Source organism: Methylobacterium sp. J-077 (assembly GCF_022829365.1).
In the GTDB taxonomy this organism is placed as follows: Bacteria; Pseudomonadota; Alphaproteobacteria; order Rhizobiales; family Beijerinckiaceae; genus Methylobacterium.
In genome coordinates this window covers 122,670-137,580 of sequence record NZ_JAKSYJ010000196.1, presented here as the reverse complement: position 1 = coordinate 137,580, position 14,911 = coordinate 122,670, and the positions used below count along the sequence as shown (strand labels likewise).

Below are 14,911 nucleotides of genomic sequence, written 5' to 3'. Positions count from 1 at the left end.
GCTGTTGTTCCGTTCGCGCGGATTGGCAGACGCCTCTACAATCGTTTCTCGTGTGCGCTTTGCGTCGCAGCACGGAGTCGTTCCGGCCCGATGGCCGCGAGCCGACAGCGCGAAAACCTCCCTCCGCACCTGACAGCGGGAGGGAGGTTCAGAGCTTCATCCCGAACGGTGGTTGCTGGCATTCGGGAAAAGATGATGCCAAATCAAAACCCCGGCGCATCGTCCTGGATCCGATATCCAGGACGATGCGCCGAGGAGATTCAGGCGGCCTCGACGGCCTTGCGGCTGGAGCGGGTCTTGGTGGCCGGCGCGGACTCGGCCTTGCGGCGGCCGCGCGCCGGAGCGGGCGTCGGCTGCGCGTCGTCTTCCGGCTCCTTCTCGGCCTGCTGGGAGCGGCCGGGCTGGCCGAGGCCGAGGCTCTTGGCCAGGGCCGAGCGCTGCGCCGAATAGTTCGCCGATGTGGTCGGATAATCGGCCGGCAGGCCGTAGCGCTCACGGTAGCCCTGCGGATCGAGGCCATGCTTGGTCAGATGGCGCTTCAGCGTCTTGTACGACTTGCCGTCGATGAAGCTGACCAGACCATCGGGCCGGATCGACTTGCGGATCTGCGCCGGGGTCGGCCGCTCGACAGTGTCTTCGGCAGCGGTGGAAGGCCCGGAAGCGATCGAATTCAGCGCCTCGTGGATGCTCGCGATGAGGGACGGCAATTCGGTGGGGGGCAGGGAGTTGTTGGCGACATAGGCCGCGACGACGTCCACGGTCCGTTCGATATAATGCACTTGGGATGCCGGCGCTTCTTCGGACATTCTCACTTTCCCTGGGTTTGACACTCGTTGAGGTAGCCCCTTGTTGCGAGTTAAGACAGTCACCGAAAAAAGCAAGGTGACCCATACAATTCCCTGTGATCGATTGAAAGTTCAGGTCTACATCGACCGGCCACGGTTACAGGTTGAAGTTGCATTGGCGGCATTATCCAGGCACTTGCGCAGCGCTTTATCCTGCCCCGGGCAACGAATGCTGGCACACGCCTGAAGCGGGGTTTTCGTTGGCAGGAGAGACCGTTACGCCCTAGATCAACGGCTGCCCCGGAGGGTCTTGGTGCGACTTTCCCGACCGCTCATCGGTCTTGCCGTGAAGGCGCAAAATATTTTTGCAGGATCGTCGATCGCCCGTGCGTTCAGGGCCGGATCCGGCATCAGGCGAAGGACTTGCGGGGATCGAAGGCGTCGCGCACTGCTTCGCCGGCAAAGACCAGCAGGCTCAGCATCACGGCGATGACCAGGAAGCCGGTGAGCCCCAGCCACGGTGCCGTCAGGTTATCCTTGCCTTGAGCGAGCAGTTCCCCGAGGGAGGGCGAGCCCGGCGGCAGGCCGAAGCCCAGGAAATCCAGGGAGGTCAGCGTGGTGATCGAGCCGTTGAGAATGAACGGCAGGAAGGTCAGCGTCGCCACCATGGCGTTCGGCAGAAGATGAACCGTCATGATGCGCAGGTTCGAGAGGCCGAGGGCGCGCGCGGCCCGGACGTATTCAAAGTTGCGCGCCCGCAGGAACTCGGCGCGCACGACGCTGACCAAAGCCACCCACGAGAACAGCAGCATGATCCCGAGCAGGACGAAGAAGCCGGGCGCGATGAAGGCCGAGATGATGATGATCAGGTAAAGGGTCGGGATGCCGCCCCAGACCTCGATGAACCGTTGGAAGGCGAGATCGACCCAGCCGCCGAAATAGCCCTGCACGGCCCCGGCCACGACCCCGATCGCCGAGGAGACCGCGGCCAGGATCAGCCCGAACAGCACCGAGATGCGGAAGCCGTAGATCACCCGCGCCAGCACGTCCCGGGTGGTGTTGTCGGTGCCGAGCCAGTGCCACGGGATGTCGGCGCAGGTCGCGCCGCCGAGTTTTTCGGCCACCGGCTTGCACTGGGCGTCCGAGAGCATCCAGGTCGGCGGCGACGGGGAGGGGGTCGGCAGGTCCTCGTTGATCGTGTCGTAGGAGAACCGGATCGGCGGCCAAAGCGCCCAGCCATGCGCGGCGATCTCCTTGCGGATCTCGGGCGAGCGGAAATCCGTCACCGCGAGGAAGCCGCCGAATTTCTCTTCCGGGTAGTCGACCAGGACCGGGACCAGCCACTCGCCCTTGTAGGACAGGACGAGCGGGCGGTCATTGGCGATGAACTCGGCGAACAGGCTGAGGACGAACAGCGCGGCGAAGATCAGGAACGAGCCATAGCCGAGGCGATTGCGCCGGAAATTGTCGAACCGGCGCCGGTTGAGCGGCGACAACCAGCCACGGCCGCTTGCAACCGGGGCCGGCGCCGGGACGGCCTCATCGGGCCGCAGGACGATCGGCTGGGCGCCCGGCATCGGCGCCGGAACGACCTCGCTCTCGCCGGGGCGCGCGATCTCGTTCATGGCCGAGGCCCCTGTCGAAACGGAAGCTGGCCTTTTCCGCAGAGCGAATTACCGGGTCCACACGATGCGGGATGACGCGCGGGTCCCCTCTCCCGTGCGGGAGAGGGGGCACGTCGCGTCCGGCATACGGCTCTGTGGAAATAGCGAAGTTCGTGGAGCGCGAAAAAGACGTTCACAGGTGTGAAAGCATACTCAGTCGATCGCGCCTTTTGAAAAAAAAATCAGGCGTCGAGGCGGGTCGCGGTGCCCTCGATCTCGTTCGGGCGGACGCCGCCGGTGCGCTCCATCCAGCGGCGCAGCAGGCGGACGTTGCGGCGGTTGGCCTTGAAGGCGGCGTCGAACAGGTCCCCCGCCAGGGGCACCACGCCGATCAGCCCATCGAAGGCGACGTTCAGCCCCATCCGGGCCACCAGCCAGCGGGGCGCGCCGAGACGCTTTGCCTCGTAGACGATGAAGGAGGAGATCACCATGCCGGCCACGTCGCCGATCACCGGCACGAGGCCGATCAGCGCGTCGAACCCGACCCGCCGGTTGATCCCCGGGATGACGAAGGCCGTGTCCATGAAGTGGGCCAGCGTCTCCAGCCGGGCGAGGCTCGCCTCCCGGTCCAGATCCGTCGACAGGAACGGCGGCAGCCGCGTCGATGCCGCGCCTGCAAATGTCTTGGCACCGGCGAAGGGTCCGGTCCCGGAAGCGTGTCGGGAAGCCTGGGTGAAATCCATCGCGGGGGTCCGTAGGAGAGCCATCAGCTTCAACGACGTGGCCCCCCGGCCGGATCCCCGCAAGACGGGCGCCTGCGACCATCATGCCGCACCTCCGGCGACGCCGCGCATCCGTTCCAGGGCCGTGTCCAGGGTGGCATCGGCCTTGGCGAAGCACAGGCGCACGAGGCTGCGTACAGAGCCGTCCGGATAGAACGCGCTCACCGGGATCGCCGCGACGCCGTGTCGGGTGACCAAGGCCTCGCAGAAGGCCACGTCATCGGCGTAGCCGAGCCCCGCAATGTCGATGTTGAGAAACCACGTAGCCTGCGCCGGCAGCACCCGGAAGCCGAGGTCGCGCAGACCTCCGGCCAACCGGTCGCGGGAGGCGGCGTAGCCCGCCCGCATGGTTTCGAACCACGGCTCCGGCTTGGCGAGGCCGTAGGCCACCGCGTCCTGGAGGTTGGGGGGCGTCGTGAAGGTGAGGAACTGGTGTGCCTTGGCGAGCACCCGCATCAGCCGGGCATCGGCCATCACGAAGCCGACCTTCCAGCCGGTGAGCGAGAAGATCTTGCCCGCCGAGCCGATCTTGACCGTCCGCTCACGCATCCCGGGCAGCGCCATCAGCGGCCGGTGGCGGGCGCCGTCGAAGACCACGTGCTCCCAGACCTCATCGCAGATCGCGGTGACGTCGAAGCGCGTGCAGTACCGGGCGAGCAGCGCCAGATCCTCCGGGTCGAACAGGATCGCGCTCGGGTTGAGCGGATTGTTCAGCACCACGGCCCTGGTCCGCGGCCCGAACGCGGCGGCGAGCGCCGCCTCGTCCAGCCGGAAGGACGGCGGCTGCAGGGCCACGATCCGCGGAACACCGCCGGCCCGCTGCACCAGCGGCAGGTAGGCGTCGTACATGGGCGCGAACAGAACGACCTCGTCGCCGGGCTCGATCAGGGCCAGCAGGGCGCCGGCCAGGGCCTCCGTGGCCCCGGAGGTCACCATCACCTCGGTCTCGGGATCGAGGGCGAGATTCTGATGCCGGCCGTAATGGGCGGCCACGGCCTCGCGCAGGGCCGGCAGGCCCATCATCGGCGGATATTGGTTCCAGCCGTCGCACAGCGCCCGGGCGCCGCGCTCGCGCACATCCGCGGGGCCCGGATCGTCGGGAAAGCCCTGCCCGAGATTGACCGCGTCATGGGCGCGGGCGAGCCGCGACATGGTCTCGAACACCGTGGTCGGCAGAGCGGCGAAGACGGGGTTCATGCGGGGCGGGACGCCGCTTCGGGCGCAGCAGACGATGGCAGCATCGTCGGGATGTAGCATGCGGTCGGTGGCGTGCGGAATGTGCGCGGCCGCACAGACGCATCCATCCCGGGCGACGGCGCTTGTGACGAATGTTGACTTTCATCAGTCGTATCGTAGGTTCGTCTCACGGCTGGAGCGGCGCTCTCGCCGGCGGGGCTTTGCCCCCTCGCTCCGTCAGCGAGATGCCGCTCCGGTCCTCGTCAAGGGCCATCGATCTCCGGATCGGTGGCCCTTTTGGCATGTGGAGACCCGACCGCTCTGGTAGCGTGTCCGGCGCCACCGGATGCGACCATGCGGACGACACGCGGCCTTCTCCTCGCTCTTCTGATCGCTGGAACGGGCCTCGCCCTTCGGCGGACTCTGCCGGTCACGCCCGTGGATGCGTCGTTCCGCGCCGTGCTGCAGGCCTATGCGGCACCGGGTCTTTCCGCCGCGGACCCCAGCAACACGGCTGAAACCTCGCCGCCCTAGTGACGGCGCATTGGCCGGGCATTCAGCAGCCGCCCGGCGATGGAATATGCCGCAGCTTTCGGACGCGGTCCGGCCCGTATAGCCGCATAGACCGATGCGACCGTCCGGGCCACGGCAGCGTCGGGCGGCCGCGACATGCGCCATGGGGGCGTGCACAGCGAGGGATAGGGTACCACCGGTCGCGCAGGCGCCCGGCATGTGCTCTAGTCAGGCATGAACGAGAGTTCCCCGATCCGCACCGACACGGCGCGCGCCTACCAGCCCGGCGAGGCGCCCGCGCGCGAGGTCCGCACGCGGCGCTTCCGGCCGATCCGCTGGCTGGTGATCCTGGCCCTACTGGCGGGTGCCGGGGCGATCGGCCATCGCTGGTATGAGGCGCGCACCGACAAGGGCGCCGAGCCGGCCACGGCCCACAAGGGCGGCGGCCGCGGCGGCCGTCACGGCGGCGGGGACATGCCGCAGGCCGTGGGCATCGCCGCGGTCACCACCGGCGACATGCCGGTGGTGCTCCAGGGCCTCGGCACCGTGACGCCACTCGCCACCGTGACGGTGAAGTCGCAGATCAGCGGCTACCTGATGGCGGTGACGTTCCGCGAGGGCCAGGCGGTCAAGGCCGGCGACGAACTCGCCCTGATCGATTCCCGGCCCTACGAGGCGCTGCTCGCCCAGTACCAGGGCCAGCTCGCCCGCGACCAAGCCCTGCTGCAGAACTCGAAGCTCGACCTGCAGCGTTACCAGACGCTGAACCGGCAGGACTCGATCTCGAAGCAGAACGTCGACACGCAAGCCGCCCTGGTCAAGCAGAACGAGGGCACGGTGGCGGCCGACCAGGCGCTGGTCGACCAGCAGAAGCTCAACATCGCCTACACCCACATCACCGCGCCGGTGGACGGGCGGGTCGGCCTGCGGCAGGTCGACCAGGGCAACTACATCTCGGCCGCCTCCACGGCGATCGTGGTGGTGACCCAGCTCCATCCGATTTCGGTGATCTTCACCCTGCCGGAGGACGACGTCGCCCGGGTGATGCGCCAGGTGCGGGCCGGCGCCAAGCTCGCCGTGCGCGCCTACGACCGCGGCGACGCCCATCAGATCGCGGTCGGCACACTCGACACGGTCGATAACCAGATCGACACGACCACCGGCACGGTGAAGCTGCGGGCCTTGTTCGACAACGCCGACGAGGAGCTGTTCCCGAACCAGTTCGTCAACGCCAAGCTCACCGTCGACACGGTGCGGGCCGCGACCCTGGTGCCGAATTCCGGCTTGCTGCAGGGCACCCCCGGCACCTACGTCTACCTGATGGACGGGGACGCCAAGGTCACGGTCCGGCCGATCAAGACCGGCGAGACCGACGGCACCAACACCGTCGTGGTCTCGGGCCTGAAGCCGGGCGACCGGATCGTCACCGACGGCACCGACCGGCTCAAGGACGGCGCCGAGGTCCGGATCACGGATGGCGCGCAGGCTTCGGGCGCGCAGGCCGCCGGCGCAACCGGCGCGGTGACGGGGGCGGGCGACAAGCCCGGCGCCAAGCCGGCCGCCGGACCGGACGGCGCGGCCGACACGGCGCATCCGGCAGCGCCGGAGGGCGGCCGCCGGCACGGGCGCCGGTCGGCACAGTGAACGCGGCCATGGTGCGCCTGCCATGAACCCGTCCCGCCTCTTCATCCTCCGTCCGGTCGCCACGACGCTGCTGATGCTGGCGATCCTGATCGTCGGCGGCGTGTCGTACCTGAACCTGCCGGTCTCGGCGCTGCCGGCCGTCGACTACCCGACGATCCAGATCCAGACCTTCTATCCCGGCGCCAGCCCCGAGGTGATGACCTCGTCGGTCACCGCGCCTCTGGAGCGGCAGTTCGGCCAGCTCGCCAACCTCAATCAGATGACCTCGCAATCCTCGGCGGGCGCCTCGGTCATCACGCTGCAATTCAGCCTGGACCTGCCCCTCGATGTCGCCGAGCAGCAGGTCCAGGCCGCGATCAACGCCGCCGGCAACCTGCTGCCCTCGGACCTGCCGGCGCCGCCGATCTACGCCAAGGTCAACCCCGCCGACGCCCCGGTCCTGACCCTGGCCCTGACTTCCAAGACCCTTCCGCTGACGCAGGTGCGCGACCTGGCCGAGTCGCGGCTCGCCCAAAAGATCAGCCAGGTGGCCGGCGTCGGCCTCGTCAGCATCTCGGGCGGGCAGCGCCCGGCGATCCGGGTGCGGTTCAACGCCCGGGCGCTGGCCGCCTACGGGCTGAACATCGACGACCTGCGCACCACCATCACCAACCTCAACGTCAACACCCCCAAGGGCACGATCGACGGGCCCAAGCAGTCCTACGCGATCAACGCCAACGACCAGATCCGCGACCCGAAGGCCTACGACGCGGCGATCATCGCCTATCGCAACGGCGCTCCGGTGATGCTCTCGGAGGTCGCCGACGTGGTCGAGGGGCCGGAGAACACCAAGCTCGGCGCCTGGGCCGACGCGACGCCGGCGGTGATCCTCAACATCCAGCGCCAGCCGGGCGCCAACGTCATCGCGACGGTCGACAAGATCAAGGCGCTGCTGCCCCAGATGCAGGCGAGCCTGCCGAGTGCGGTGGCGGTGGCCCCGCTCACCGACCGCACCACCACGATCCGGGCCTCCGTGGAGGACGTGCAGTTCGAGCTGGGGCTGGCGATCTCGCTGGTCGTGCTGGTGATCTTCCTGTTCCTGCGCAGCCTGTCGGCCACGCTGATCCCGAGCCTGTCGGTGCCCCTGTCGCTGATCGGCGCCCTGTCGGTGATGGACCTCTACGGCTTCTCCCTCGACAACCTGTCGCTGATGGCGCTGACCATCGCCACGGGCTTCGTGGTCGACGACGCCATCGTGGTGATCGAGAACATCGCCCGCCACGTGGAGGCCGGCGATTCGCCCCTCGAAGCGGCGCTCAAGGGCTCGCGCGAGATCGGCTTCACCATCATCTCGCTCACCGTCTCGCTGATCGCCGTGCTGATCCCGCTCCTGTTCATGGGCGATGTGGTCGGGCGCCTGTTCCACGAATTCGCGATCACGCTGGCGGCCACCATCGTGATCTCCGCGGTGGTCTCGCTGACCCTGGTGCCGATGCTGTGCGCGCGCCTGCTCAAGCACGCGCCCGAGGCCCAGATCCGCCGCCGCGAGAGCGTGTTCGCCCGGGCCGGCCGGCGCGCCATCGACGGCACGATCGACGCCTACGGCCGCGCGCTCCGGGTGGTGCTGAACCACCAGGGCCTGACCCTGCTGGTGGCCCTCGGGACCCTGGGGCTCACCGTCTACCTGTTCGTGGTCATCCCCAAGGGCTTCTTCCCGGTGCAGGATACCGGGGTGATCCAGGGCATCACGCAGGCGGACCAGTCGGTCTCCTACGCGGCCATGGCCGAGCGCCAGCAGCGGATGGCCGCGATCATCCTGCAGGATCCGGACGTGGCGAGCGTGTCCTCGTTCATCGGGGTCGACGGCCAGAACGTCACGCTCAATTCCGGCCGGATGCTGATCAACCTCAAGCCGCAGGACGCGCGGACGGATTCGGCCAGCGGGATCATCCGGCGGATCAATGCGGCGACCCGGGCCGAGCCCGGCATGCGCCTGTTCATGCAGCCGGTCCAGGATCTGACCATCGACACCGCGGTCTCGGCGACCCAGTACCAGGTCATCCTGGAGAGCCCGAACCTCGATGATTTCGAGACCTGGGTGCCGCGCTTCACCGAGGCCCTGGCGAAATCCCCCGTGGTCGCCGACGTGGCGAGCGACCACCAGGCGCAGGGGCTCTCCGCCTACGTCACCATCGACCGCCCCACCGCCGGCCGCTACGGCATCACCCCGGCGACCATCGACAACGCCCTCTACGACGCCTTCGGCCAACGGATCATCTCGACGATCTTCACCCAGTCCAACCAGTACCGGGTGATCCTGGAGGCCGACCCGAGCCTGCACACGACCGTGCGCAGCCTCGAGACGATCTACCTGCCGTCCTCGACGGCGACCAACGGCCAGGTGCCGCTCTCCGCTGTGGCGCGGATCAGCGAGCGGCGGGCGCCCCTGCTGATCTCGCATCTCGGGCAGTTCCCGGCCACCACCGTGTCGTTCAACCTCGCACCCGGCGCGGCCCTCGGGCAGGCGGTCGAGGCGATCGAGCAGGCCAAGGCCGAGATCGGCCTGCCGCCCTCGTTCCGGGTAGTGCCGCAGGGCTCGGTCTTCGCCTTCCAATCGGCGCTCGGCAACGAGCTGTTCCTGGTTCTGGCGGCGATCGTCACCGTCTACATCGTGCTGGGCGTGCTCTACGAGAGCTTCATCCACCCGATCACGATCCTGTCGACCCTGCCGTCCGCGGGGATCGGGGCGCTGCTCGGCCTGATGCTGTTCGGTCTGTCGCTCGACATCATCGCGGTGATCGGCATCGTGCTGCTGATCGGCATCGTGAAGAAGAATGCGATCATGATGATCGACTTCGCGCTTCAGGCCGAGCGCGAGGACGGGCTCGATCCCCGGGAGGCGATCTTCCAGGCCTGCCTGCTGCGCTTTCGCCCGATCCTGATGACGACGCTCGCCGCCCTGTTCGCCGCGGTGCCGCTGATCCTCGGCACCGGCGTCGGCTCGGAGCTGCGCCAGCCGCTCGGCATCTGCATCGCCGGCGGCCTGATCGTCAGCCAGATCCTGACCCTGTTCACGACGCCGGTGATCTATCTGGCGTTCGACCGGCTGGAACGCCGGATCGCCGGGCGGCGGGAGCCGGATGTCGCGGCCGGTGAGGCGCTCCCGTGAACATCTCCGAGCCGTTCATCCGCCGGCCGGTCGCGACCACGCTGCTGACGATCGGCGTGCTGCTCGCCGGGTTGTTCGCGTTCCTGAACCTGCCGGTGGCTCCGCTGCCGCAGATCGACTTCCCGGTCATCCTGGTCCAGGCGCAGATGCCGGGCGCGAGCCCCGACACGATGGCGACCACCGTGGCGGCGCCCCTGGAGCGGCGGCTCGGCGCCATCGCGGACGTCAACGAGATGACCTCCACGAACGCGCTCGGCTCCACCCGGATCGTGCTGCTGTTCGGCCTGAACCGCGACATCGACGGGGCAGCGCGCGACGTCCAGGCGGCGATCAACGCGGCGCGTGCCGACCTGCCGGCCTCGCTCCGGCAGAACCCGACCTACCGCAAGTTCAACCCGGCCGACACGCCGATCATCATCCTGGGCCTGACCTCGGACACGCTGACCCGCGGCCAGGTCTACGATTCGGCCGCCACCGTGGTGCAGCAGAAGCTGTCGCAGCTGCCCGGCGTCGGCAACGTCGATATCGGCGGCTCGTCCCTGCCGGCGGTGCGGGTGGAGCTCGATCCCACCGCCCTGTTCAACTACGGCATCGGCCTGGAGGGCATCCGGGCTGCGCTCGCCTCCGCCAACGCCAACTCGCCCAAGGGCGAGATCGATGCCGGCGGCCGGCGCTACCAGCTCTACGCCAACGACCAGGGCAACAAGGCCTCGGATTACCGCGACATCATCGTGGCTTACCGCAACGGCGCCGCGGTGAAGCTCACGGATGTCGGCCAGGTGCTCGACGGCGTCGAGGACAAGCGCAACCTCGGCATCGTCAACGGCAAGGCCGGGGTGCTGCTGTTCGTCTACAAGCAGCCCGGCGCCAACGTGGTCGAGACCATCAACGCCGTGAAGGCGGCCCTGCCGCAGCTCACCGCGGCGCTGCCGGGCGGCATCGACATCAAGCTCACCGGCGACCGCAGCGCCACGATCCGGGCGTCGCTCGCGGCCACCGAGGAGACGCTGATCGTGGCGGTCGGCCTCGTGATCCTGGTGGTGTTCGCCTTCCTGCGCTCCGGCCGGGCGACCCTGATCCCCGCGGTGGCGGTGCCGATCTCGATCATCGGCACCTTCTCGGCGATGTACCTGCTCGGCTACTCGCTCAACATCCTGTCGCTCACCGCGCTGATCATCGGCACCGGCTTCGTGGTCGACGACGCCATCGTGGTGCTGGAGAACGTCCAGCGCCACATCGAGGAGGGCAAGCCCCGGCTCCAGGCGGCCCTGATCGGCGCCCAGGAGGTCGGCTTCACGGTGATCTCGATGAGCCTGTCGCTCATCGCGGTGTTCCTGCCGATCCTGCTGATGGGCGGCCTGATCGGCCGGATCTTCCAGGAATTCTCCGTCACCCTGTCGCTGTCGATCCTGATTTCTTTGGTGTTGTCGCTCACGACGACGCCGATGATGTGTGCCCGGCTGCTGCGGGCCGAGGGCCACGGGCGCCCGGCGGCACGCCGGCCGAACATCCTGATCCGCGGCCTGGAGGGCGGCTTCTCCTGGCTGCTCGACGGCTATGCGCGGACGCTCGAAGTGGCGCTGGCCCATCCGCGCCTGGTGCTGCTGAGCCTGCTCGCCACCGTGGGCCTCAACGTCTACCTCTACGTCATCGTGCCGAAGGGCTTCTTCCCCGAGCAGGATACCGGGCAGATGATGGGCGGCATCCAGGCCGACCAGCGCATCTCGTTCCAGTCCATGGAGGCCAAGCTCCGGCAGGCCACCACCATCGTCGGAGCGGATCCGGCGGTGGAGAGCGTCGTCGGCTTCACCGGCGGGCGCGGCACCAACTCGGCCAACGTGTTCATCGGGCTGAAGCCCATCGGCGAGCGGGCGCCGATCTCCGAGGTGATGACGCGGCTGCGGCCGAAGCTGGCCCAGGTCGCGGGGGCACGGCTCTACGTCTTCCCGCGCCAGGACCTGCAGATGGGCGGCCGCCAGAGCTTCGCCCAGTACCAGTACACCCTTCAGGGCGACACCGCCGAGGAGCTGTTCGCCGCCGCCCCGAAGCTGCTCGCCGCCCTGCAGAAGGATCCGACCTTCGCGGACGTCACCTCGGACCAGCAGGAGGGCGGCCTGGAGAGCCGGGTGGTGATCGACCGCGCCACCGCGTTCCGGTACGGCATCACCCCGAACAAGATCGACAACACCCTCTACGACGCCTTCGGGCAGCGCCAGGTCTCGACGATCTACAACCCCCTGAACCAGTACCACGTCGTGATGGAGATCGCCCCGCGCTACCTGGAATCCCCCGAGACCCTGAAGCAGATCTTCGTCTCAACCTCCGGGGGCAACGCGCCGGGCTCGGCCACCACCAACGCCGTGGCCGGCACTGTGGCGGCGGCGGGCGGCGTCAACACCAACGCGGCCACCGGCACCAGCAGCCCGGGCAGCGGCGCCGCCGCCTCGACCGGGGCGACGACCAGCACGGGGGCGGTCGGGGCCACATCCACCGGCGTCGCCGCCGCGGCCACGGCCGCCGCGAGCACGGCCGATGCGTCCTCGAACGCCGCCGCGATCGCCTCCGATTCCGCCCGCAACGCCTCCTCGAACGCCATCGCGGCCAGCAAGGGCGGCGCCTCGTCGAGTGCACCGGTCTCCGCCGCCAAGGAGACCATGATCCCGCTCTCGGCCTTCGCACGGATCGAGCCCGGCAGCGCCCCCGTGCAGATAAGCCACCAGGGCCTGTTCGTCGCCACCACGATCTCGTTCAACCTCGCCCCGGGCAAGAGCCTGTCGGACGCCACCGCGGCGATCGACCGGGCGATGGCGTCCCTGCGGCTGCCGGCCACGATCCACGGCGAGTATGCCGGCGCGGCCAAGAACTACGTCGCCTCGGCCTCGCGCCAGCCGCTGCTGATCCTGGCCGCGATCCTGGCGGTCTATGCGGTGCTGGGCATCCTGTACGAGAGCTTCGTGCACCCGCTGACGATCCTCTCGACACTGCCGTCCGCCGGCGTCGGCGCGGTGCTGGCCCTGCTGGCGACCGGCACCGAATTCACCATTATCGCGCTGATCGCGGTGTTCCTGCTGATCGGCATCGTGAAGAAGAACGCGATCATGATGATCGACGTGGCCCTCGACGTGGAGCGGACCCGAGGCGCGAATCCCGTCGACGCGATCCGCGAGGCCTGTCTCGTGCGCTTCCGGCCGATCATGATGACCACGCTGGCCGCGATGCTCGGCGCCGTGCCGCTGATCCTGGCCACCGGCGAGGGGGCCGAGCTGCGCCGGCCCCTGGGCATCGCCATCGTGGGCGGATTGATCGTGAGCCAGTTCCTGACCCTGTACACCACCCCCGTCGTCTACCTGACCCTCGACCGCCTCCGGCACCGGGTGCTCGCCCGCCGCCGCAGGAGTGCCGGGCCCGGCGGCGCAGCGGCACTGCCGGCCGGAGAGTGATGCGTCCGTTTTCACGTGAAACACCGGCGGCACCCGCGCGCGCGCCTATGTCTTTGGGCTCTGCGGGCTCCACGCGCGCATCGTCGATCGATGGGAGCGACGCAGCCGGCACATTCCCTCCCCCCTCTGCGGGGGAGGGTGGCCCCCGGAGGGGGCCGGGAGAGGGGCAGCGCGACGATGCAGGATGTATCAGGCGCCGCGACTTCTCCGGCACCGTCGCTCCCCTCTCCCGATCCGGCCTGCCGGCCGGCCCACCTTCCCCCGCAGAGGGGGGAGGGCATGCGCCCCTGGGGCTGCGTCGCGCCTTCCTCCTCCTCCCCCTCATTCCCGCTCTCGCCGGCTGCGTGGTCGGCCCAGACTACACGCGCCCCTCCGTCGAGACGCCGCTGGCCTACCGAGAGGGCGGGCAGCGCGAGGACAGCCCAGCCGTCGTCGCGGCGCGCAAGAAAGGCTGGCGTGAGGCCCGGCCCAACGACGCGGTGGAGCGCGGCGACTGGTGGCGGGTGTTCAAGGACCCGATCCTCGACCGCCTGATCCGCCTGGTCGATGTCGACAACCAATCCCTGCGGCAGGCAGTGGCGAATTACCGGCAGGCCCGGGCCCTGGTCGCCTCGGCCCAGGCCGCCCTGTACCCGACGGTGATCGGCGCCCCGAGCATCACCCGAACCAGCAGCGGCAGCACGGTGCGCACCAGCGCCTCGCTGCTCGGCCAGGCGAGTTGGGAGCTCGACCTGTTCGGCGGCACCCGCCGGAATATCGAGAGCGAGACGGCGCTGGCCCAGGCCGACGCCGCCACGATCGCGCTGACCCGCCTGACCATCCAGGCCGAGGTCGCCGCCGACTATCTCACCGTGCGCTACGCCGATGCCCTGCAGAAGGTGCTCGACGAGAACGTCGCGAACTTCAAGAAGACCCTCGGCATCACGGAGAACCAGTACGCGGCCGGCGTGGCCGCTCGCTCCGACGTGATCACCGCGCAGACTCAGGTCCAGACCATCGAGGCCCAGGCCATCGCGATCCGGCTGACCCGGGTCCAGTACGTGAACGCCATCGCCACGCTGATCGGGCGGCCGCCCTCGGAGGTCTCGATCCCGGTGGCCGGCATCAGTCGCAACCCGCCGTCCGTGCCGGTCGGGATCCCGTCCGACCTGCTCGAGCGGCGGCCGGACGTGGCCCAGGCCGAGCGCCTGGTGCAGGGGCAGAGCGAGCGGATCGGCGTGGCGGTGGCAGCCTTCTTCCCCACCGTGACGATCTCGGCCCAGGGCGGCGTCTCCGGGTTGACCCGCAACGGCCTGTTCTCGGCCGCCAACCAGGTCTGGTCGGCGACGGCGGCGGGGAGCGAGGTCCTGTTCGACGGCGGTGCCCGCACGGCGGCCGTCCGCTCGGCCGAGGCCGGCTACGACGCCGCGGTGGCCAATTACTGGCAGGTGGTGCTCGCCGCCCTGGCGGAGGTGGAGAACCAGATGGCGGCCTTGCGCATCCTCGGCCTGCAGCAGAGCGCGCAGGATTCGGCCGTCGAATCCTCGCGCAAGGCCGTGGAGATCACCCTCAACGAATACCGGGCCGGCACGCAGAACTTCACCACGGTGGTGACGGCGCAGGGCCTGCTCGTGACCAACGAGATCAGCGCCCTCCAGGTCCGGCTCAGCCGCTTCACTGCTGCGGTCACGCTGATCCGGGCGCTCGGCGGCGGCTGGGACGTGCGCTCCCTGCCGAGCGATGCCGAGCTGAAGGGGCCCAGCCTGCCGATCGACCGGGGCGGTCAGGCCGTCCGCCTGGACGAGTAGCGCGCCCGCGTCCGGTCCATCGGGGCTCCGCC

At 69.1% G+C, this 14,911-nt stretch carries 8 protein-coding genes; 4 read left to right on the top strand and 4 right to left on the bottom strand.

Translation table 11 applies throughout. The features are described from left to right. Positions 1–260: 260 nt before the first annotated feature. From MKL11_RS23290 to MKL11_RS23275, 4 genes are all read right to left on the bottom strand, one after another. Positions 261–806, bottom strand: coding sequence for a MucR family transcriptional regulator (locus MKL11_RS23290; RefSeq protein WP_243947702.1), 546 nt, complete (start codon positions 804–806; stop codon positions 261–263). A gap of 389 nt (positions 807–1,195) precedes the next feature. Then, positions 1,196–2,410, bottom strand: a complete 1,215-nt coding sequence (locus tag MKL11_RS23285; RefSeq protein WP_243947700.1) for an ABC transporter permease — start codon at positions 2,408–2,410, stop codon at positions 1,196–1,198. A 221-nt stretch (positions 2,411–2,631) separates the two neighbouring features. Further along, on the bottom strand, positions 2,632–3,132 hold the full coding sequence (locus tag MKL11_RS23280) for a DUF4112 domain-containing protein (protein ID WP_243947698.1): 501 nt from the start codon (positions 3,130–3,132) through the stop codon (positions 2,632–2,634). A gap of 81 nt (positions 3,133–3,213) precedes the next feature. Next, positions 3,214–4,368, bottom strand: a complete 1,155-nt coding sequence (locus tag MKL11_RS23275) for an aminotransferase (protein WP_243947696.1) — start codon at positions 4,366–4,368, stop codon at positions 3,214–3,216. A 726-nt stretch (positions 4,369–5,094) separates the two neighbouring features. On the opposite strand from MKL11_RS23275, the gene MKL11_RS23270 reads away from it, so the two are divergent. The 4 genes from MKL11_RS23270 (at position 5,095) to MKL11_RS23255 (ending at position 14,879) form a co-directional block, all read left to right on the top strand. After that, the gene (locus tag MKL11_RS23270; protein ID WP_243947694.1) at positions 5,095–6,504 is read left to right on the top strand and encodes an MdtA/MuxA family multidrug efflux RND transporter periplasmic adaptor subunit; all 1,410 of its coding nucleotides are present in this window, start codon (positions 5,095–5,097) and stop codon (positions 6,502–6,504) included. A gap of 22 nt (positions 6,505–6,526) precedes the next feature. After that, entirely contained in the window at positions 6,527–9,652 is a 3,126-nt protein-coding gene (locus tag MKL11_RS23265; RefSeq protein WP_243947692.1) for an MdtB/MuxB family multidrug efflux RND transporter permease subunit, read from the top strand. Continuing rightward, complete coding sequence (locus MKL11_RS23260; RefSeq protein WP_243947687.1) at positions 9,649–13,092, top strand: efflux RND transporter permease subunit; 3,444 nt, start codon at positions 9,649–9,651, stop codon at positions 13,090–13,092. The genes MKL11_RS23265 and MKL11_RS23260 overlap by 4 nt, the downstream gene beginning before the upstream one ends. A 287-nt stretch (positions 13,093–13,379) precedes the next feature. After that, on the top strand, positions 13,380–14,879 hold the full coding sequence (locus tag MKL11_RS23255) for an efflux transporter outer membrane subunit (protein ID WP_243947823.1): 1,500 nt from the start codon (positions 13,380–13,382) through the stop codon (positions 14,877–14,879). Positions 14,880–14,911 lie beyond the last annotated feature (32 nt).

Excerpts from the sequence above, each read along its gene's own strand:
- MKL11_RS23280 (WP_243947698.1), bottom strand. The coding sequence starts at position 3,132 with ATGGATTTCACCCAGGCTTCCCGACACGCTTCCGGGACCGGACCCTTC.
- MKL11_RS23275 (WP_243947696.1), bottom strand. The coding sequence starts at position 4,368 with ATGAACCCCGTCTTCGCCGCTCTGCCGACCACGGTGTTCGAGACCATG.
- MKL11_RS23290 (WP_243947702.1), bottom strand. The coding sequence starts at position 806 with ATGTCCGAAGAAGCGCCGGCATCCCAAGTGCATTATATCGAACGGACC.
- MKL11_RS23285 (WP_243947700.1), bottom strand. The coding sequence starts at position 2,410 with ATGAACGAGATCGCGCGCCCCGGCGAGAGCGAGGTCGTTCCGGCGCCG.
- MKL11_RS23265 (WP_243947692.1), top strand. The coding sequence starts at position 6,527 with ATGAACCCGTCCCGCCTCTTCATCCTCCGTCCGGTCGCCACGACGCTG.
- MKL11_RS23270 (WP_243947694.1), top strand. The coding sequence starts at position 5,095 with ATGAACGAGAGTTCCCCGATCCGCACCGACACGGCGCGCGCCTACCAG.